This is a genomic window from Brevundimonas sp. Leaf280 (genome assembly GCF_001422455.1).
Taxonomy (GTDB): Bacteria; Pseudomonadota; Alphaproteobacteria; order Caulobacterales; family Caulobacteraceae; genus Brevundimonas.
The window spans coordinates 182,102-200,777 of sequence record NZ_LMNC01000006.1 but is presented as its reverse complement, the minus strand read 5'-3'; the positions used below and the strand labels follow the sequence as shown (position 1 = coordinate 200,777).

Below are 18,676 nucleotides of genomic sequence, written 5' to 3'. Positions count from 1 at the left end.
GCGCCGACCTCTTTGCCTCAGGCCGTTTCGAGCGCAGGCTTGGCGGCGAGAACGCCCTTCAGATAGTCGCGAATGCCTTCGTCCGTAGCATTGGCGAAGAAGTAGTCCTGGAATTTCTCGCCGGCGATGGCGGCCTTCAGCAGATCCTGATCCATTGTCTTTAGAACCGTCAGCATGTCGTGGCAGGTCACCGACTTCAGGTCGCTGAGCACGCCGCGATTCTTGCGCATGATCTCGGCGCGTTCCTTGGGATAGCCCAGGCCGCGCTCGCCTTCGAACAGCTTGCGATAGACGTCCTGAAGGTTCAGTTCCGCCGCCCAGCCGAAGCCCTTGGCGTAGGGCATGGCGATGGCGTTGCCGTCGTTGATCTGGCCGAACAGGAAGGCGTCGGTCGGGTCGATGATCAGGCCGCAGAAAACGCCCGGCATGGCGTTGGCGGCCAGCATCGAGCCGGTGCCCGTGCCGCACCCGGTGACGACGAAATCAGCCGCGCCGGAGTTCAGCAGGATGCCCGTCAGCACGCCGTTCATGACGTAGGTCAGCGACGCCTTATCCTCGGCCGCATACATTCCATAGTGAAAGACTTGATGGCCCAAGGGCTCTGCGACGGCGGTCAAGGCGGCATGCACCGTCTCGCTTTTGGCGGCCTGGCTGTTTTCAATGATGAGAGCGATCTTCATGGGGGAATCCTCAAGACGGTGGCGAAGCGAAGCCGACATATGTGTGCGGCGTTGGTCTAATCCATTGCATCATAATATGACACCGGTTACCTAGTCCACAGAAGGACGGACGCAAGATCCGTCACTGTGGCTCGCTCTGCGAGCTTCCAGGGAGAGCCGCATGTACGACCCCATGTACGACAAGGTCTATCAGGCCACCCATCCCGACATGATGGACGGCGCCTCGAACCAGCAGCTGCGAGATCGCTATCTGATCGAGGGACTGTTCGTTCCGGGCAGGATCAGCCTGAACCATTCTCACCACGAGCGCATGATCATCGGCGGCGCGACCCCGGCTGAGACCGCCCTGAGCCTGCCCACCCATTCGGAACCCCCGTCCCTGGTCGGCGCGCCCTTCCTGCAGGCGCGCGAACTGGGCGTGGTCAATATCGGCGGCGCCGGTTCGATCACCGTCGACGGCGAGACCATCGAACTGGGCTTCCGTGACGGTCTGTATGTGCCGATGGGATCGCGCGACGTCCGCTTCGCCTCCAAGAACCCCGCCGAGCCCGCGAAATTCTATCTGGTCGCTACCCCGGCTCACGCCCGTTACGACCTGACCAAGATCTCTATCGACGATGCCGTGCCGCTGGAAATGGGCGCGCTGGAGACGTCGAACGAACGGACAATCTACCAGTATGTCGTTCCGGCCAAGGTCAAGTCCTGCCAGCTGCTGCTGGGCGTGACGGTGCTCAAGCCCGGCTCGGTGTGGAACACCATGCCGCCGCACATTCACGACCGCCGCTCGGAAGCCTACCTCTATTTCGGCCTGGGCGAGGACGACCGAGTTTTCCACTTCATGGGCGAACCGGACAAGTCGCGCCACATCGTCATCGCCGACGGCGAGGCCGTCATCTGCCCGCCGTGGTCGATCCACACAGGCGCAGGCACGTCGAACTACACCTTCATCTGGGGCATGGGCGGCGAGAATCTCGACTACACCGACATGTACAAGCTCGACATCTGCCAGTTGAAGTAATCAGGACAAGAGGAAGAAAAACATGAGCAATCCGTTCGACCTGACCGGCAAGGTCGCCCTGGTGACTGGCGGCAACACGGGTCTGGGCCAAGGCATCGCCCTGGCTTTGGCTGAGGCGGGCGCTGACATCGTCTCGGTCGCCCTTTCGGACTCCGACGACACGGTCGCCAAGGTCCAGGCGATGGGCCGGCGCGCCCACGCCATCAGCGCCGACCTGACCTCGATCGAGCCGGTCGAACGCGTTGTTCAGGAAGCCCTGGCCGCCATGGGCCGGATCGACATCCTGGTGAACAACGCCGGCCTGATCCGTCGCGCCGACGCCGTCGACTTCACCGAGGCGGACTGGGACCTAGTGATGAACATCAACCTGAAGACCGTCTTCTTCATGAGCCAGGCGGTCGCCCGCCTGTTCATCAAACAGGGTGACGGCGGCAAGATCATCAATATCGCCTCCATGCTGTCCTTCCAGGGCGGGATCCGCGTGCCGTCCTACACGGCGTCCAAGTCGGGCGTCGCGGGCCTTACCAAGCTGATGGCCAACGAATGGGCGCCGCACCGCATCACCGCCAACGCCATCGCCCCCGGCTATTTCGCCACCGCCAACACCCAGGCTCTGCGCGAGGACCCGGTGCGTTCTGCCGAAATCCTGGGCCGCATCCCGGCCGGGCGCTGGGGCGAGCCGTCGGACTTGGGCGGTGCGGCTGTCTTCCTGGCCAGCCGGGCCTCCGACTACGTCCAAGGCGCCATCCTGCCGGTCGACGGCGGCTGGCAGGCGCGCTGATCCGGGGCTAGCGTTGCGATCATGACCCAGGCTGCATCTTCCCGCCGCATTCTCTGCTTCGGCGAGATGCTGCTGCGGTTTTCGCCCAACGCCAACGAGCTGCTGATGCAGTCGCCTGCCCTGACCGTGCGTCCGGCCGGCGCCGAGGCCAATGTCGCCGTGTCGCTGGCCCGCTTCGGCGCGCCGGCCGGCATGGCGACGGTCCTGGCCGACAATGCGCTAGGGCGGGGCGTGCGCGACGAGGTGCGCAAGCACGGGGTCGATACCTCTCAGGTCGTCTTCAAACCCGGCCGGATGGGTCTGTATTTCCTGACCCCAGGTGCTGTGCGTCGTCCGTCGGAAGTCCTCTATGACCGCGCCGGATCGGCCTTCGTCGAACATGTCGATACGGCCTTCGACTGGGACCAACTTCTGGACGGCGTCGAATGGCTGCACGCCTCGGGCGTGACCCCGGCGACGGGGCCGAACGGCTCGGCCGCCGCCGTCGCCATCATCGAGGCTGCCGTCCGCAAGGGCGTCAAGGTCAGCTACGACGGCAACTTCCGCGGCAAGTTGTGGGAACAATGGGACGGCGATCCCCCGGCCACGCTCGGCAAGATGCTGGCCGGCGCCACGGTCGCCTTCGCCGACGACCGCGACTTCGCCCTGGTGCTGAAGACGACGTTCGACAGCCCCGACCCGAATGTGCGTCGTCGTGAAGCCGCCAAGGCCGCCTTCGCCGCCTTCCCGCGCCTGCAACGCATCGCCTGCACCCTGAGGGTTCAGGAAAGCGTCGCCGACCAGGCTCTGTCCGCCGTCATGCTGACGCGCAATGGCGGGGAATTGATCGAAACCAAAGCCGAGGCCATTCATATGGCCGGCGTCGTGGACCGGGTCGGCGGCGGCGACGCTTTCGCCTCTGGCGTCCTGTTCGGTCTATGGAGCGGATGGTCGGATCAGGAGGCCCTCGACTTCGGCCTCGCCGCCGCCGGCTTGAAACATTCCGTGCCCGGCGACTTCAACCTTTTCACCGCCGACGAGGTGCGCGCAGCCATGGCCGACGGCGGCTTCGATATCAGGCGCTGAGGCTGCGAGCACAAAGATTTGGTGGAGGCCGCGTGGAGACGCCCATGCGGCCTTCTTCATTGGCGACGAGGGACTAGGAAACCGGTGTCAATCATGCTTGAGTGACTCTTCGAAACGGTCAGAAGAAACCGTGCGAGAGAGGTCACACCAGGAGTTTCCATGTTCGCCACGTCCTTGAACCGCCGTGCCCTTCTGGCCGCCGGCGCCGCCGCCACCTTCGTCGCCGCTTCAGGGCCCGTCCTGGCCCAAGCGTCGCCAGAGCGCGCCGCCATTCTGGACACCATGAAGCGCGCCGCTCGGTTCATGAGCGAAGAGGCCGCCGTCGAAGGCGGATACGTTTGGCAATATCTGCCCGACTTCTCACGCCGTTGGGGCGAGCTTGAGGCTAACCCGACCATGATCTGGGTCCAGCCGCCGGGCACCGCGACCGTGGGCCATCTGTTCCTGGACGCCTATCATGCCACCGGTGACGCGTTTTACTATGAAGCGGCCAAGAAGGCGGCAGACGCCCTGGTCAAGGGCCAGCACCCGCTGGGCGGCTGGAACTATGTCATCGATACCGCCGGCGAGGAGTCCCTGAAGCAGTGGTACGGCACGGTCGCCGCCAACGCCTGGCGGCTGGAGGAATTCCACCACTATTACGGCAACGCGACGTTCGACGACGCGGGCACAGCCGAGGCGTCGCAACTGTTGCTGCGGATCTACCTTGAGAAGAAGGATCGCAAGTATCTGGCGCCGCTGAACAAGGCGATCAGCTTCGTGCTGGAAAGCCAGTACGAGAACGGCGGCTGGCCCCAGCGCTATCCGTTCGTCGAGAACGGCGGCCTGCACGGCCATGCGGACTATACGCCCTACATCACCTTCAACGACGACGTGGCCGGCGAGAACCTGGAGTTCCTGATCTACGCCTATCACGGCCTGGCGCGGAGCGGTCGGGGCGATGCGAGGATTCTGGACGCCATCAATCGCGGCATGGACATCTTCGTAAAGACCCAGCAGCCGCAGCCGCAACCGGCCTGGGGTCTGCAACACTTCCCCGACACGCTGAAGCCGGCGGGCGCCCGGACGATCGAGCCGCAAGCCTTCGTCACCCACACGACCGGCACCAACATCAAGTCGATGATGGGCTTTTATCGCCTGACGGGCGACCGCAAGTATCTGGCCCGCCTGCCCGAGGCGATGGACTGGCTGGATCAGGTCGCGGCCAAGCCGCCGCTGAACACGCCGGGCCGCACGCACCCGACCTTCATCCTGGAAGGCGCCAACACCCCGATCTACATCCACCGGCGCGGGTCCAACATCGCCAACGGCCAGTACTACGCCGACGACAACCCCACCAATCTGATTGTCCACTACGGCTCGTTCCGCAATGTGGACACCGCGGCCCTGCGCGCCGAATACGCGCGTCTGTCGGCTATGCCGATCAATGAGGCCACGCGCGGTTCGCCGCTGAAGGCTCGCCCCGGCTCGCTGAACCTGCCCAAGTACTTCACGCTTCAGGATGTGGACGTGTGGGACATGTCCAGCGACGCTCGTCGCCCGACCGCGCCTCACGCTGGTCGCGCGGCCGAAGTCATGGCCGGGCTGAATGCGCGCGGCTATTGGCCCACGCCGCTGACCACGACGTCAAACCCGTACAAGGGCCCCTCGCCCACCGCCGTGACCGGCGGCGAATACCAGATGACCCGCGTCGGCGACCTGTGGGACACCTCGCCTTACAACACCGACTTCCCGGTCGAGGGCGTCTCCACCTCGGTTTTCATCCGCAACATGGGCGACCTGATCGAGGCGCTGGGGTCTTAAGGTTGCGGAGCCTAGAGATACGCTCCGACCTGCCAGGGCACGAACTCGTTGTCGCCGATGCCGAGGGCCTCGGATTTGGACGGCTCGCCTGACGCGACATCAAGCATTTTGCGGAAGATGACCCCGCCGACCTCGGCCAAGCTGGTTCCCGTCAGGACGGGCGAGGCGTCGATGTCCATGTCCTCGTCCATCCAGTTCGCCAGCCTGGCGTTGGAGGCGACCTTGATCGACGGGGCGGGCTTGGCTCCGAAGACCGAGCCCCGGCCCGTGGTGAAGACGATCAGATTGGCGCCCGAGGCGATCTGGCCCGTCGCCGAGCACGGGTCGTAACCGGGGCTGTCCATGAAACTGAGGCCCTTGGCCTGAAGCGGTTCGGCGTATCCGATCACGTCGTTCAGCGGGGTCGAACCGGACTTGGCCACCGCACCCAGCGACTTTTCCAGGATGGTGGTCAAACCGCCCTTCAGATTGCCGGGCGACGGATTGTTGTTCAGCTCCATCTGATGGCGATCCGCATAGTCACGCCACCACGCCAGACGCGCGTTCAGCTTGTCCGCAACGTTCTGCGACGCCGCGCGCCGGAGCAGCAGATGTTCCGCACCCCAGATTTCGGGCGTTTCCGACAGCATGGCCGAGCCCCCGTGCGCGACCAGCAGATCGACTGCGGCGCCCAAGGCCGGATTGGCGGTGACCCCGGACCAGCCGTCCGAACCCCCGCATTGCAAGCCGACGGTCAGGTAGGACGCGGAGACAGGTTGGCGCTGGACCTTGGCGGCGTCCACGACCAGATCGCGTACGATCTCGATCCCGGCCTCGATCGCCCGGGCCGTGCCGCCAGCCTCCTGGATCGTCAGGGCGTGCAGATGCGGGCCGGATTGAAGGCCTTCGTTGGCGAGCCAGGCGGGTATCTGATTGGCCTCGCAGCCCAGGCCTACGATCAGGATGGAATGGAAGTTCGGGTGCCGGGCATAACCGGCCAAGGTCCGCTGCAGCAGGGTGACGTCGCTGCTGAGCGATGAGCCGCCGCAACCGCCTTGGTGAGTGAAAGCGACCACGCCATCGACGCCCGCAGGCAGGATGGAATCCGGGAAGGCGTCGGCGATGCGGCGCGCCACTGTGGCCGAACAGTTCACGCTGGTCAGGACGCCGATATAGTTGCGCGTGCCGACGCGGCCGCCTGGGCGAACGATGCCGCTGAACGTCACGCCCGACAACGCCGCAGGCGGACGCAGGTCGGCCCCGACCTCGGCTTCACGCCCGTCCTCCGCCATGGCCAGGTTGTGGACGTGGACGTGAGCACCGGCGGCGATAGCGGTCTTGGCGCGCCCGATGACCTGGCCGTAGCGGCGGACCAGACCGCCCGCCTCCATCGCATGACGGGCGATCTTGTGGCCGGTGGCGATGTCGGCGCGCGCCGGCGCGGTCAGGCCATCAGGCGTATCGCCGCTGGCGATGTCGTCCAGGGCGATGGCGACATCGTCGGCGGAGTTCAGGATCAGGACGCGAGACATGGACTACTCCGCGACCAGACGCGCGGCCTCGACCGCGCCGTTCTGGCTGACCGACAGATAGGTACCCGTGACCGCTGCGACGAACCGGTCGTCGGCGGCCAACGCAGGCGGGAAGACGGCGGACAGGCTCAGCAGAGTCGAGACCCGCGCCAGATCATTGTTGGCGCCGGCCAGAAGTTCGGCGGTCTTAGCCGCCAGCGGATCGTCGACGACGAAGGCCTCGCCGCTCTCGGTCACGCCCGACTGCCATCTCATCCAGGCGGCGATTCCCAGGGCCATGGCCTCGATCCCCTGCCCCGCCGCCAGACGTTCGGCGGCGCCGGCCAGCAGGCGCTGGGGCAGTTTCTGCGAGCCGTCCATGGCGATCTGGCGCGTGCGGTGCATCAGAGCCGCATTGGAGAAGCGGGCCATCAGCGCCCCGCGATAGGCGGGGATGTCCAGGCCCGGCGGCGGGTTCAGCGTCGTTTCGGCCTCGTCCCACAGGGCCTCGACATAGGCGCGGAACGCGGGGACGGCGACGGCCTCGTGGACATGCTCGTAACCCGACAAAGCGCCCAGATAGGCGATCGCCGAGTGGGCGCCATTCAGCAGGCGCAGCTTGGCGTCCTCCCAAGGCTCGACCGCGTCGGTCAGTTGCACGCCGAGAGACGCGAAGTCGGGCCGATCGCCGGCGAACCAGTCCTCGATCACCCACTGGGTGAAGGGTTCGGCCTTGACCATGCCCCGGTCCTCGACTCCGAGACGCGCGGTCAGGCGGACGATGTCGTCGGAGGTGGTCGCCGGGACAATCCGATCGATCATCGTCTGGGGGAAGGCGCCCTCGGCTTCGATCCAGTCCGCCAGCGACGGGTCGATCCGGCGCGCCATGGCGATGACCCCGGCACGGATACGCTTGCCGTTGTGGGGAAGGTTGTCGCAACTGATGACGGTGAAGGGCTTCAGCCCCGCCGCCCTTCGCGCCTGCAACGCCGCGACGATGAATCCAGGCGCGGTGCGGGGCGCGGCGATATCAACCAGATCGGCCGCGACATCAGCGTCGCTCAAAAGCAGGTCGCCGGTCGCCGGATCGAGGCGATAGCCCTTCTCGGTCACGGTCAGGGTGATGATGTGGACATCGGCGTCGGCCATGGCGGCGACCAGGGCGGCGGGGTCATCCGGCCCGACCATCACGCCTGCGCAGGCGCCGATCACCCGCAGATGATCGTCCGATCCGTCACGCACGACCAGGGTGTACAGCCCGTCCTGCGGATTCAGCTGATCGCGTACGCCGGGCGACCGAAGCGAAGCGCCCAGCACACCCCAGCGCGGATCGCCCGACCTGATCGCATCGTCGAACACGACCGCCTGGTGGGCGCGGTGGAAGGCGCCGATGCCCAGATGGACGACACCCGTCTTCACCTGGGCGCGGTCGTAGCCGGGGACGGCGATGTCGGCGGGCAGCCCCGTCAGGCCGGCTTGGTTCAGTCTACTCACAGCTTGTAGGCCGCCTTGACCAGGCCATAGGTCAGGGCGTGGGCCAGTTCGTGGGCCTCGTCCTCCTCCATCCGGTGTTCGACCACCAGCTTGGCCAGGAAGCCGCAGTCCATGCGCCGCGCCACATCGTGGCGGGCGGGTATGGACAGGAAGGCGCGGGTGTCGTCGTTGAAGCCGACCGTGTTGTAGAAGCCAGCCGTCTCGGTGACCTGCTCGCGGAAGCGACGCATCCCTTCGGGACTGTCGTGGAACCACCAGCTGGGTCCCAGCTTCAAAGCCGGATAGTGACCGGCGAGCGGCGCCAGTTCGCGGCTGTAAGTGGTCTCGTCCAGGGTGAACAGGATCAGAGACAGACGGCTGTCCGAGCCGAACCGATCCAGCAGCGGCTTCAGCGTGCGGACGTAATCGGTCTGGGTCGGGATATCGCAGCCCTTGTCACGACCGAACCGGTTGAAGACGGTGGCCGAGTGGTTACGGAAGCTGCCGGGGTGAAGCTGCATCACCAGACCATCCTCGACCGACATGGCGGCCATTTCGGTCAGCATCTGGCCGCGGAACAGTTCAGCGTCGGCGGCGCTGGCGGGTGCCGTCGACACACGCCGGAACAGGGCCTCGGTTTCGGCCTTGGGCAAATCGGCGGTGAAGGCGGTCGGGTGGCCGTGATCGGTCGAGGTGGCGCCCATTTCGATGAAGAAGGCCCGCCGGTCGCGTAGGGCCTGTAGGTATCCGTCCCAGCTCAGCGTGTCGCGGCCGGTCTGTTCGGCCAGGATTTTCAGATTGTCGCGGAAACCCTCGTAGTCGGGATCCAGAACCGGATCTGGGCGATAGGCGGTCAGCACCCTTCCCTTCCAGCCCGAGGCTGCGATGGTATTGTGATGCTCCAGCGTGTCCAGCGGGCTCTCGGTCGTGGTCAGGACCTCGATATTGTAGCGATCGAACAGGGCGCGCGGCCTGAAGGCGTCGGTCTTCAGCGCCGCATCGATCACGTCATAATAAAGATCGGCCGTCTCGGCCGACAGGCGCACGTCGATGCCGAAGGCCTCAGCATAGACCCAGTCGTGCCACATCCGCGAAGGCGTCCCCCGGAACAGGTGATAGTTCTCGGCGAAGCGCCGCCAGATCTCTCGCGGATCGCTCTCGACCGGCCCGCCATCGGCGCGCGGCACGCCCAGATCCTCCATCGCCATGCCCTGCGAGTGCAGCATGCGGAAGACGTAGTGATCGGGCGTAATCAGAAGTTCGGCCGGATTGGCGAAAGGTTCGTTCAGCGCAAACCAGCTCGGGTCCGTATGGCCATGCGGGCTGATGATCGGCAGCCCCTTGATCTCACCATACAGACGACGCGCGATCGCCCGGGTGTCGGCGTCCGCCGGAAACAGGCGATCAGGGTTCAGTTTGAGCGGATGAACCATAGCGTTTCTCATTGCCTCGTGGCGGAGGCTTGGTTCGCCTCTCGATCTTGATCCAACAAGCCTACAACATGGACCGCAAAAAGACACCGGTTACCATCATCGAACCTCAGCTTGTTTTCGGCGTCGGACGTCGGATTTTAGGCAAGGCGGCGCTGGCGCCTTGCGTCCGGGCGCGAGGCTGGACATAAGGGCCGCTCACCGCCCGTGCGGGCCGGCTTAGCTCAGTTGGTAGAGCGCCAGTTTTGTAAACTGGATGTCGCGGGTTCGATTCCTGCAGCCGGCACCACGCCTTTCGACCATCGGGGACATGGCCGACACAACCAACAAGCTGGGCCACAAGATCGGTGCGCGAGGCGGCAGAACCCGCCAAGCGATCCTCGACGCTACCCAACGCCTGTTGAACGAGCGGCATTACGGGGAAATCCGCGTCGCCGATCTGGCCTCGGCCGCCGGCGTGTCGCCGTCCAACTTCTACACCTATTTCAAGACGGTCGAAGAGCCTGTTCTGGCGCTGTGCGAGGTCGCCGCGACGGATTTCCAGGGATTGGCCGCGCATTTCCAGGCCGACTGGCCGGGCGACAAGGCCTTCGTCATCGCGCGCGCCTTTATTCTGAATGTGATGGCCATCTGGCGCAGCCACGGTCAGGTGCTGCGTGTCGAACATATGCTGGCGGACAATGGCGACGCGGCCTTCGTCGAAAGCCGGGTGCGCCGTTTGCGCCGGCTTCACCTGTCCATCGAACGCCGCGTGGCCCAGGCCCACGCCAGCGGTCTGCACCCCAAGGACTACAATCCGCGTCTGGCCTCTTACCAGATCGCCTCCATCGCGGAGTCGACGGCGGCCAGTTTCGATCTGTTGCGACGGGCCGATACGCCCGAAGCCATCCTGGATACGGCGGCCATCATCATCGTCAAGCTGACGACGGGGCGTTAGAGGCCCAACGGCCCATACAGCCAGGTCATCCAGATCCCGACGGCCAGGAAAACGCCGAACGGCAGCTTCTCCGATCCGCTGACGCTGCGCCGGACCACCAAAATGCCGAAGACCAGACTGAGCCCGACCGCGCAGGCCCACAGCAGCACGCTGGGCAGGCCCATCCAGCCGACCCAGGCCCCTGCCCCCGCGAACAGGAAGGGGTCGCCTCCCCCCAGTCCCTGGCGCTTGCGGACGAGTTGATACAGCCAGCCGACCAGCCACAGACCACAAAACCCGACGGCAGCGCCAATCAGATGGGAAAAGCCAAGGCTCCAATCCAGAATTAGCGCGACCGTGACGCCTGTCGAGATCAAGGGCAGCGTCAGACTATCCGGCAGCCAGAAGTGTTCACCGTCGACGATGGCGATCAGCAACAGCTGCCAACCCAGAACGGCCGTGACGGCGATCATGAACGTCGAGGCGCCGCCTGTCGCGCCCCACACGCCGGCCCAGATCCCGACGCCGGCCGACGCCAGTTCGATCAGGGGATAACGCGGCGAAATCCGGGTGTGGCATCGCGCACAACGCCCGCGCAAGGCAAGCCAGCTGAAGACCGGCACAAGCTCCCAGGGAGGTAGCGTCTGATCGCAGCCCCGGCATCGCGAGCGGGCGACGACGATGTCCTCGTCGCGCGGCAGGCGAACGCTGACGGCGGCGATGAAACTGCCGACGATCAGGCCCAGCCCGCCCATGACGGCGGCGGCGAGTACAGGATTCATCAAGACGTCCCGAAGGCGGCGAACCGCTCAGGCTTAACCGCCTCCGAGCGCCACCGCCACATGATAGGTCACCAGCGACGCCAGATAGGCCAGACCGAACATGTAGCCGATCATGATCCAGGTCCATTTCAGCGAGTTGGTCTCGCGCCGCACGACGCCCAAGGTCGCTACGCACTGGGGCGCAAAGATGTACCAGGCCAGGAAGGACAGCGCCGTCGCCAGAGACCAGTGCGACGCCAGGGTCGAGGCCAGAAGCCCCGTCGCATTTTCGGCGTCTGCGATGGCGTAGGTGGTCCCCAGCGCAGCCACCGCGACCTCGCGCGCCGCCATGCCGGGGATCAGGGCGATGACCATCTGCCAGTTGAAGCCGATGGGGGCGAAGATTGGCTCCAGCGCCCGACCCAACATGCCGGCGAAGGAATAGTCGATGGCCGGCAGGGTCGCGTTCTCGGGCGGGTAGGGGAAGGTCGCCAGCACCCACAAGATGATCACCAATGGCAGGATGATGCGGCCGGCGCGGTTGAGGAAGATCTTGGCCCGGAGCCACAGATTGAAGCCGACGCTGCGCAGGTCCGGCGTCTTGTAGGCCGGAAGCTCCATCATGAAGGGCTCGACCGCACCGCGCCAAAACACCTTGCGGATCAGCAGGGACACGATCAGGGCGCTGACGATGCCGGCCGCGTAGAGGCCGAACATCACAAGGCCTTGCAGGTTGGCGAAGCCCCAGACCGTCTCGTTCGGGATGAAGGCGGCGATGATCAGCGTATAGACCGGGATGCGCGCCGAGCAGGTCATCAGGGGGGCGACCAGAATGGTGGTCAGGCGGTCGCGCCGCGAATCGATCACCCGCGCCGCCATCACGCCGGGAATGGCGCAGGCGAAACTGGACAGCAGCGGGATGAAGGCCCGGCCGTGCAGCCCCGCCCCGCCCATGATCTTATCCATCAGGAAGGCCGCGCGGGCCATATAGCCGAAGTCTTCCAGCGCGATGATGAATAGGAAGAGGATCAAAATCTGCGGCAGGAACACTAGCACGCTGCCGACGCCGGAAATGATGCCGTCCACGATCAGGCTTTGCAGCAAACCGTCGGGCAGCACATTGGCGACCAAGCCGCCCAACCAGGCGATGCCGGCCTCGATGCCGTCCATCACGGGCGCGGCCCAGCTGAACACGGCCTGGAACATCACGAACAGCAGGGCGAACAGGATCAGCAGCCCGCCGACCGGATGCAACAGCACCGAGTCGATCCTGCCGGTGAGTGTGTCGGGCCGTTCGGGGGGGCGGACACAGGCCTTCATGATCCGCTCGGCTTCGCGGGCGGCCGTTCGCAACTCGGCGGCGTCCGGACTGCGCCATTGGCTTTCGGTCACGGCGGCGACGGCGGCCTGGTCCTCAATGGCGGCGACCAGATCGTCGATGCCGCGCTTGCGCGTGGCCACGGTGGTGATGATCGGCACGCCCAGTTCGGCGCGCAGTCGCTCCAGATCAATGCGCAGGCCCTGGCGCTGGGCGATGTCATACATGTTCAGCGCCAGAACCATCGGCCGACCGACGGCCTTCAGCTCCAGAATCAGGCGCAGGACCAGACGCAGATTAGTGGCGTCCGCGACGCAGACCACCACGTCGGGCGGCGTCTCGCCGGCCAATCGCCCCAGGACGGCGTCGCGCGTGACCTCCTCGTCCGGGCTGCGCGCCCGCAGGGAATAGGTGCCGGGCAGGTCCAGCACCGACATCGTGCGGCCCGAGGCGGCGCGGATCAGGCCTTCCTTACGCTCCACCGTCACGCCGGCGTAGTTGGCGACCTTCTGGTGAGCGCCGGTCAGGGCGTTGAACAGAGCCGTCTTGCCGCTGTTGGGATTGCCGACCAGAGCGACGCGAGCGGTCTTCAGCGCAATGTCCATCAGGCGGCGCCCAGCCGGATCGACAGGCTTTCCGCCTCGTGACGACGCAGGGCCACGCGCATGTCGTCCACCTTCATGGCGATGGGGTCGCGTCCGAACAGACCTTCGTGCAGCAGTTCGATCTGCGCGCCTTCGACAAAGCCCAGTTCCAGCAGACGACGTTCCAGCTCGACCGCCTCGCCCTGATGGTGACAATGGGCGCCCACCTGAACGATGACGCCGCGATCGCCGCGTCGGGCTTGGCTCAACTTGATGGTGTCGGTCAATTCTACGCTCGCACGGGCGAGGCCGCTCCCCAACGGCTCCGCGTTTCTTTGACACTGATTATCAGGTGCGAGGGGGCTACGTCCAGCAGGACAGCTTGACCAATTGCCGCGCCGGCGCGTTGCGGTATCACAAGGCAAACAGGAAGCCGCCATGACACGCCACGCCCTCGTCGCACCCCTTCTTCTGGCGCCGCTTTTGACCTTGGCCGCCTGTGGTCAGGGCGAGCCGTCCACAACTACGCCTGCCGCGCCGGTTCACGTGCTGACGGATGCAGAAAAGGCGACCCTGCTGGCCTCCCTGCCCGCCCCCTACAATGCGGGCGATCTCGAGAACGGGCGTCGGGCGTTTGCGCGCTGTCGCGCTTGCCACACCATCGGCGAAGGCGGCCCGGACATGGCGGGGCCAAACCTGTACGGTGTGTTCGGCCGCAAGGCGGGCGATCGCCCGCGCTACAACTATTCCAACGCCATGCGTACGGCGAACTTCACCTGGGACGCCGAGAAGCTGGACCACTGGCTGGAAAACCCGCGCACCTTCCTGCCCGGCAACAAGATGACCTTCCCTGGTCTGCCCGACGCCACGGATCGCCGCGACGTCATCGCCTTCCTGAAGGTGGAGACGGGCTACAAGCCGGAGCCTGCGCCCGCCGCCTGATCCGTCAGGCCTCGGGCAGTTCCTTGGGGCCGCCTTCGCGCAGTTCCTGAGCTTCCCACTCCTCGATCTTGCGGGCGGTCCATTCGGGCGACTTGGTGAAGCGCGCCAGGACGCCATAGATCACCGGTACGACGAATAGGGTCAGGACGGTGGCGAAGATGGCTCCGGTGAAGATCACCACGCCGATCGTCTGACGGCTGCCGGCGCCGGCGCCTTGCCACAGCACCAGCGGCAGAGCGCCGAAGGCGGTTGCGATCGAGGTCATGATGATCGGACGCAGACGCAAGGACGACGACTCGATGATCGCCTCACGGATCGAGCGTCCCTGGTCGCGCAGTTGGTTGGCGAACTCGACGATCAGAATGCCGTTTTTAGCCGCCACCCCGATCAGGATGATCAGGCCGATCTGGCTGTAGATGTTCAGGCTGGAGCCCGCCATCAGCAGGCCGAACAGACCGCCCGCCGCCGCCAGCGGCACCGTCAGCATGATGACCGCAGGCGTGATCCAGCTTTCGAACTGGGCCGCCAGAACCAGGAAGACGAGCAACAGCGCCAGACCGAACGCCGCGAACACCGCCCCGCCCGCCTCCTGCTGATCGCGCGCCGCCCCACCCCACTGGGTGACGACGGCGCCTTGCGGCTGCTTCGCCGCCTCGGCGTTCAGAAACTGTATCGCGTCGTCGATCGTGGTGCCGGGATTGAGGTCGGCCTGCAGGGAGATCGCGCGCTGCCGATCCAGACGGCGACGGTCCGGCGTGTCCCCGCTGGTCTTGGTCGTGACCACGGCCGACAGCGGCACGAGTTGGCCGCCCCCGGTTGCAACATACAGGGCTTCCAGGTCGGCGACCTCGCGACGATTGTCGCGCTCGGTCTGCAGGATGACATCGTATTCCTGACCACCCTTGATGTAGGTCGTGGCGCGGCGAGAGCCAAACATTGTCTCCAGCGTGCGGCCGATCGACTGGGAGGAAACGCCCAGCGCGGCGGCTTTTTGCGGATCGACATCGACCAGCAGACGCGGCGAGTTCGGCTCATAGTTCAGGCGTGGACGCGAGAAGCCGGGATTGGCTTGGGCTGCGGCCAGCATCGGCTGGAGCCAGGCGTAGATCTGCTGGTAGTCGCTGCCGGTCGCGATCAGTTCAATGGAGTTGGAGTTGCCGCCGCCGCGCTGGAAGGCGCCAGGGGTCGAGGCATTGACCTGGGCGCCCGTCTGGCCGCGCAGCTTGCCGTTCAGTTCTTGAGCGATCTCGGCCGCCGAGCGGTCGCGCTTGGACCAGTCGGCGAGCGTGAGGACCGCATTGCCGGAGTTGAAGCTGCCGCCGCCGAAGCCTGGCGCGGACACCAGATAGCTGTCGGCCTCGCCGCTGGTCTTGTATTCGGCCAGCAGAGGCTCCAACCCCAGCATGATCTTGCGGGTATAGTCGAAGCCCGCGCCTTCGGGCCCTGCGACGCGCACCGTAACCCGGCCGCGATCCTCGTCCGGCACCAGCTCGTTGGGCAGGGTCAGGAAGATGCCGCCCGCCCCCGCTGCGACCAGCAGGATCAGGGCGCCGACGCCGATCACGGCGATGCGACGACCCAACAGCATATCCAGCGACCGGCCATAGGAAGACTTCAGCCGGTCCATGCCCCAGTCGACTTTGCGCGCCACCCAGCCACCGCCGTGTGCGGGTCGCAGAATTTTGGAGGCCAACATCGGCGACAGGCTGAGCGCCAAGAAAGCCGAGAAGGCCACGGCCGCCGCGATCGCTGCGGCCAGTTCGACGAACAGACGTCCGACATAGCCCGGCAGGAACAGCAGCGGCGCAAACACTGACAGCAACACGATGGTGGTGGCCACGACCGCGAAGAAGACCTGGCGCGCGCCGCGTTCGGCGGCGACCAGAGGCGGCTCGCCCAGATCCAGACGACGCTGAATGTTCTCAACCACCACGATGGCGTCATCGACCACGAGGCCGATGGCCAGCACCAGGGCCAGCAGCGTCAGAAGGTTCAGCGAGAAGCCCAGCGGCGCCAGGACGATGAAGGTCGCCAGCAGACAGATCGGCGCCACGATGGACGGGATCAGCGCGGCTCGCAGGCTGCCCAGGAAGATGAAGTTCACCAGGGCCACCAGGGCCATGGAGATGCCGATGGTAATCCAGACCTCGTCGATCGCGTGCGAGGTAAAGACCGAGTTGTCGGATCCGACCTCGATGGTCACGCCCGGCGGCAATGTCGGCCGGATTTCCTCGATCATCTTGTGGACGCCGTCCGAGATGGCGAGGTCGTTGGATTGCGCCTGACGGGTCACGGCCAGGCCGATCTGATCCATCCCGTTGCCGCGGAACAGACGCCGGTCTTCTTCCGGCGCCTCCTCGACGCGGGCGATGTCGCCAAGGCGCGTCACATAGGTCGGCTGCCCCTGGATGATAGCCGACGATCCGCTGCCCGTGCCTGTGGCGACCGTCGCTGAGGCCGAGGCCGAGCCTCGCGTGCCGATGGGCAGTTGGCGGAAGTCTTCCGGCAGGGCGTAGGTGCGCGCCACGCGGACGGTGTAATCCTTGTCCGTCGATTCCAGCGAGCCGGCGGGCAGTTCGACGTTCTGGTTCGTCAGGGCCGTCTCGACGTCGTTGACCGTCAGGCCCCGCGCCGCCATGGCGGCGGAATCCAGCCAGATGCGCATCGAATAGCGCTGCTCGCCATAGATGTTGACCTGGGCCACGCCGGGCACCGTCGCCATCCGGTCGATCAGATAGCGGTCAGCGTAATCGGTTAGCTGCAGCCGGTTCATGCTGGTCGAGCGCAGGAAGACGATGATGATCGGCTGGCTGTCGGAATCAGCCTTGGCCACTTCGGGCGGGTCTGCTTGATCGGGCAAGCGGCCGACCACGCGGCTGACGCGGTCGCGCACATCGTTGGCGGCGTCGTCGATATTGCGGTCCAGCGAGAACTCGATGTTCACGTTGGACCGTCCGTCGCGGCTGGTCGAGTTGATGCGTTCGACGCCCTGGATGCCGGCGATCTGCTGCTCCACCGGCTCGGTGATCCGGCTCTCGATCACCTCGGCCGAGGCGCCAGCGTAGCTGGTGTTGACCGAGACGATCGGCGGATCGACGTCGGGCAGTTCACGCACGGGCAGGAAGAAGAAGGCCGCCGCGCCAATGACGCACAGCACGATGGCCGCGACGGCCGCGAAGACGGGCCGCCGGACCGAAACATCGGACAGCATCATTTGGCGGCGCCCGACTTGCGACCCTGGCCGCCCACGCTGACCGGTGCGCCCGGCTGAATACGGTTCAGGCCCGATCCGACGATGCGGTCGCCGGCCTCTATGCCGGACAGGATTTCAACAAAGCCGTTCTCGACGGCCCCGGTCTCGACCTCGACCCGCTGCGCGGTGGAGCCGTTCTGGCCGGGCGCGATGCGATAGACGAAGGCGCCGGCGCCTTCATATTGCACGGCCGACTCGGGCACGGCGGCGCTCTGACGCTGGCCCTGCTGGACCGCCACGCGCATCAACATGCCGGGACGGATGCGACCGCCGGGGTTGGGGAACTCCGCGCGCGCGGTTGCGGCGCGGGTCGTTTCGTTGACGCGCGTGTCGATCAGGGCGATCCGCCCAGTGAACGGCTCGTCGCCATAGGCGTCTGCCGTCGCCGTCAGCTGGGCGCCCGGACGCAGCAGGTTCAGATAGCGCTCAGGCAGGGGGAAATCGACGCGGATCGTCGACGTGTCGTCCAGCGTCGTGATCACCGCGCCCGGGTTGATCAGCGTGCCGGGCGTCACCGTCGTCAGACCGACGCGCCCGGAGAACGGCGCCCGGATCACCCGGTCGCCCCGACGCGCCTGGGCCGCCTGCAACGACGCCCGCGCGGTTTCCAACCCGGTCTCGGCCTGTTCCAGCATGACCTGGGGCGCAACGCCCCGATCGGCCAGGGCCTTGTAGCGATCGTATTCACGCTGGGCCTGATTGACGTTGGCGCGAGCCTCGATAATGGCCGCGTCTTCTTCACGCGCTTGGAGTTCGACCAGTGGCGCGCCGGCCGAGACGTACTGGCCGTCCGCGAACAGGACGCGGGTGATCAGTTCGGTGGTCGAAGAGGTGACATTCACCGACCGCTCGCCGCGCGCCACGCCCAAAACGCGAATCTGATCCGAGAAGGGCCGCTGCGCGACAACGGCCTCCGACACCTGCTGCGCCCCGCGTCCGCGACCGCCGCCCGGCCCTGCCGCCTTCTTTTCATCTCCCGCGGAGACTTTGACGATGGCGGCGACGACCATCAGGGCAAGCAGGACAGCGGCGGCGACGAGGAAGAAGTGACGTTTGATCACGCGGGGGTCTCTCGGTCAGGGGGGACGCCGCATGCATTACCGGGTAATGAAGTGCGCGCAATGTTACGTATCAGTAACGTGTCGGATCACATTTTCCGTCG

Annotated in this window: 15 protein-coding genes and 1 tRNA gene; 7 read left to right on the top strand and 9 right to left on the bottom strand. The window is 65.8% G+C overall.

The window, feature by feature from the left end:
* Positions 1-17 precede the first annotated feature (17 nt).
* Positions 18-680 (bottom strand): RpiB/LacA/LacB family sugar-phosphate isomerase, encoded by a 663-nt coding sequence (locus ASF31_RS12045; RefSeq protein WP_055754857.1) that lies wholly within the window; start codon positions 678-680, stop codon positions 18-20.
* Positions 681-852: 172 nt separating this feature from the next.
* On the opposite strand from ASF31_RS12045, the gene kduI reads away from it, so the two are divergent.
* The 4 genes from kduI to ASF31_RS12025 all read left to right on the top strand — a co-directional run bounded on the left by kduI (position 853) and on the right by ASF31_RS12025 (position 5,347).
* Complete coding sequence (gene kduI, locus ASF31_RS12040; RefSeq protein ID WP_055754930.1) at positions 853-1,698, top strand: 5-dehydro-4-deoxy-D-glucuronate isomerase; 846 nt, start codon at positions 853-855, stop codon at positions 1,696-1,698.
* Positions 1,699-1,720: 22 nt separating this feature from the next.
* Positions 1,721-2,479: a 2-dehydro-3-deoxy-D-gluconate 5-dehydrogenase KduD gene (kduD, locus tag ASF31_RS12035; RefSeq protein ID WP_055754856.1), complete on the top strand. Its 759-nt coding sequence runs from the start codon at positions 1,721-1,723 to the stop codon at positions 2,477-2,479.
* A gap of 21 nt (positions 2,480-2,500) precedes the next feature.
* On the top strand, positions 2,501-3,544 hold the full coding sequence (locus ASF31_RS12030) for a sugar kinase (RefSeq protein ID WP_055754855.1): 1,044 nt from the start codon (positions 2,501-2,503) through the stop codon (positions 3,542-3,544).
* Between the two features lie 159 nt (positions 3,545-3,703).
* Positions 3,704-5,347 carry a pectate lyase gene (locus ASF31_RS12025; RefSeq protein WP_055754854.1) on the top strand — a complete coding sequence of 548 codons (1,644 nt, stop codon included), beginning with the start codon at positions 3,704-3,706 and terminating at the stop codon, positions 5,345-5,347.
* 11 nt (positions 5,348-5,358) lie between these two features.
* Here the strand turns inward: ASF31_RS12025 and ASF31_RS12020 are convergent, their stop codons facing one another.
* Genes ASF31_RS12020 through uxaC form a run of 3 tightly spaced genes read right to left on the bottom strand, consistent with a single transcriptional unit; the run spans position 5,359 to position 9,743 of the window.
* Positions 5,359-6,858 carry a UxaA family hydrolase gene (locus tag ASF31_RS12020; protein WP_055754853.1) on the bottom strand — a complete coding sequence of 500 codons (1,500 nt, stop codon included), beginning with the start codon at positions 6,856-6,858 and terminating at the stop codon, positions 5,359-5,361.
* Between the two features lie 3 nt (positions 6,859-6,861).
* Entirely contained in the window at positions 6,862-8,331 is a 1,470-nt protein-coding gene (locus ASF31_RS12015) for a mannitol dehydrogenase family protein (RefSeq protein WP_055754852.1), read from the bottom strand.
* The gene (uxaC, locus tag ASF31_RS12010) at positions 8,328-9,743 is read right to left on the bottom strand and encodes a glucuronate isomerase (RefSeq protein WP_055754851.1); all 1,416 of its coding nucleotides are present in this window, start codon (positions 9,741-9,743) and stop codon (positions 8,328-8,330) included. The genes ASF31_RS12015 and uxaC overlap by 4 nt, the downstream gene beginning before the upstream one ends.
* Positions 9,744-9,953: 210 nt before the next feature.
* Between uxaC and ASF31_RS12005 the strand changes: the two genes are divergently transcribed.
* Both ASF31_RS12005 and ASF31_RS12000 read left to right on the top strand, forming a co-directional pair.
* Positions 9,954-10,029 (top strand) — tRNA-Thr (locus ASF31_RS12005).
* A gap of 21 nt (positions 10,030-10,050) precedes the next feature.
* Positions 10,051-10,677, top strand: a complete 627-nt coding sequence (locus ASF31_RS12000; protein WP_055754850.1) for a TetR/AcrR family transcriptional regulator — start codon at positions 10,051-10,053, stop codon at positions 10,675-10,677.
* Here the strand turns inward: ASF31_RS12000 and ASF31_RS11995 are convergent.
* The 3 genes from ASF31_RS11995 to ASF31_RS11985 are packed head-to-tail and all read right to left on the bottom strand — an operon-like array spanning position 10,674 to position 13,606.
* Positions 10,674-11,438, bottom strand: coding sequence for an A24 family peptidase (locus ASF31_RS11995; RefSeq protein WP_055754849.1), 765 nt, complete (start codon positions 11,436-11,438; stop codon positions 10,674-10,676). The genes ASF31_RS12000 and ASF31_RS11995 overlap by 4 nt on opposite strands.
* Positions 11,439-11,471: 33 nt before the next feature.
* Positions 11,472-13,340, bottom strand: a complete 1,869-nt coding sequence (locus ASF31_RS11990; protein WP_055754848.1) for a ferrous iron transporter B — start codon at positions 13,338-13,340, stop codon at positions 11,472-11,474.
* On the bottom strand, positions 13,340-13,606 hold the full coding sequence (locus tag ASF31_RS11985) for a FeoA domain-containing protein (RefSeq protein ID WP_055754847.1): 267 nt from the start codon (positions 13,604-13,606) through the stop codon (positions 13,340-13,342). The genes ASF31_RS11990 and ASF31_RS11985 overlap by 1 nt, the downstream gene beginning before the upstream one ends.
* A 151-nt stretch (positions 13,607-13,757) precedes the next feature.
* On the opposite strand from ASF31_RS11985, the gene ASF31_RS11980 reads away from it, so the two are divergent.
* Entirely contained in the window at positions 13,758-14,261 is a 504-nt protein-coding gene (locus ASF31_RS11980; RefSeq protein WP_055754846.1) for a cytochrome c family protein, read from the top strand.
* A 4-nt stretch (positions 14,262-14,265) separates the two neighbouring features.
* Here ASF31_RS11980 and ASF31_RS11975 read toward each other — a convergent pair whose 3' ends face one another.
* Together ASF31_RS11975 and ASF31_RS11970 are read right to left on the bottom strand one after the other, a co-directional pair.
* Complete coding sequence (locus ASF31_RS11975; protein WP_055754845.1) at positions 14,266-17,472, bottom strand: efflux RND transporter permease subunit; 3,207 nt, start codon at positions 17,470-17,472, stop codon at positions 14,266-14,268.
* Positions 17,472-18,575 carry an efflux RND transporter periplasmic adaptor subunit gene (locus ASF31_RS11970; RefSeq protein ID WP_055754844.1) on the bottom strand — a complete coding sequence of 368 codons (1,104 nt, stop codon included), beginning with the start codon at positions 18,573-18,575 and terminating at the stop codon, positions 17,472-17,474. The genes ASF31_RS11975 and ASF31_RS11970 overlap by 1 nt, the downstream gene beginning before the upstream one ends.
* Between the last annotated feature and the right edge of the window lie 101 nt (positions 18,576-18,676).